Source organism: Streptomyces alkaliphilus (genome assembly GCF_014141535.1).
GTDB lineage: Bacteria > Actinomycetota > Actinomycetes > Streptomycetales > Streptomycetaceae > Streptomyces > Streptomyces alkaliphilus.
Map to the genome: position 1 here is coordinate 1 of NZ_VKHT01001045.1, position 1,687 is coordinate 1,687.

Here is a 1,687-nt window from a genome sequence, read left to right on the forward strand (position 1 = left end):
CCCCCGGGGCGCCCGGTATCCGGCGGCCCCCGGCCGCGATCCGCTCCGTGTCCTGCGGCACGCCGCCTGGCGTCACCTCTCCGGCCTGCCCGACGCCGCGCCGCTGCTGCCCGCCCCCGGCACCGTCGAGGACCCCTACGAGCGACTGCTGCTCTCCGCCGTCTGGTACCGCCTCGCCGGGGCCGCCCATCCTGCCGCGGCCCTCTTCGCCCGCGCACTGCCCGTGCCGCGCGCCCCCCGGCGGGACGGGGTGGTCGTCGTGCAGCCCATGCTCCAGGGCCGGTTGGGCGCCCCCGGCCGGGGTTCCGGCGGGGGCCTCGGAGTACTCCTCGAAGGACTGGGGGACGCCCTGGCCGGCTGCGGCGGTGTCGCGCGCGTCCTCACCCCGGTCACCGCGGATCACGGGGACCTGCACGCCGAGGACCGGTTGTCCCACCGTCACGGTGAGGGCCATTGGGTGCTGCGGCTTCCCATCGACACCCCCCACCGGCCGGTTTCCGAGGAGATGGGCGAGCACCGCGCCGACCTCGCCTGGTGGACCGCCCGGGTCCTGGCCCGGGTGGGCGGTTCACCCGCCGTCGTCCACGTCCGGTGGGCCGATGACGGGGCGTTGGCCGTGGCGGAGGCCGCCCGCCGGTTGGGTCTCCGGCTGGTGTTCACCGCCACCCCCGATCCGCACCGTCGGCTGGTCGCCCGCCACTCCGGCCCCGGAGCGCCCGGCGACCCCGCCGGTGCCGAGGCCCTGCGCCAGGACCTGCACCGCGTCTTCGTCGCCGACCGGCTGGTCGCCCGGGCCGACGCGGTGGTCGCCATCCCCGGTCGCGGCGGCGGCATCGAGGAGCTGGTCCGGTACTTCCCGCAGGTGGAGGACGGTCATCGCGGACGTCCCCTGGCGGCACCGCCGGAGGGCATCCCGCTCCTGCGCTCCCGGGCGAGCGACCGGCGGGAGCGCCGTCGCCTGGTGGAGTCGCTGTTCGGTCGGGATCCCGGGCCGGACGCCCTCGACCCCGCCGCCCGGTCCCTGCCGCTGCTGCTGAACGTCGGCCGGCTGCACCCGGTCAAACAACAGGACCTGCTGGTGGCCGGTTGGCTCGCCTCGGGGCTCCACCGCGACACCGCCCTCGTCCTCATCGGTGGCGACCCCCACCGCCCCTCACCCGCGGAGGTCGCCGTGCGGGAGCGCGTCACCGACCTGTTGGCCCGGGTGCCGGAGGCCGCCGCCCGGATCGCCCTGATACCGGCCCTGCCCAACCGGGAGGTGCGGCTGCTGGAGGAGGGCCTGGCCGACCAGACGGGAGGGATGCGCGCCCACTACGTCTGTTCCAGCGCCAAGGAGGAGTTCGGGCTCGCGATCCTGGAGGCGATGGCCGCCGGCCTGCCCGCCGCCGGCCCCCGCGTCGGCGGCGTCCCGCACTACATCCGCGACGGGGTGAACGGCATCCTCCTGGACACCTCCTCGGTCGCCTCGCTGGGGGCGGGGCTGTCCCGGCTGGCGGCCCTGAGCGAGCCGGAGCGCCGGGAGATGGCCGAACGCGGTCGGCTGACCGTGCGCCGCCGCTACTCCGTCACCGCCACCGCCGAGCGGCTCGCCCGGGAGTACCGCTCCCTGATCACCCTCCGGGCCGTCGTCCCGGCCGGTTGACCGCCGGGGTCGGCCGATTCCCCTCCCGCCCGGCCCCGCCTGCCC

1 protein-coding gene is annotated in these 1,687 nt (G+C 77.2%); it reads left to right on the forward strand.

Annotation, left to right across the window (positions count from 1 at the left end):
* Window positions 1-1,642 (forward strand): glycosyltransferase family 4 protein (locus tag FNQ90_RS22250; protein WP_182607982.1); only part of this gene is annotated, 1,642 nt, incomplete at its 5' end.
* Window positions 1,643-1,687 lie beyond the last annotated feature (45 nt).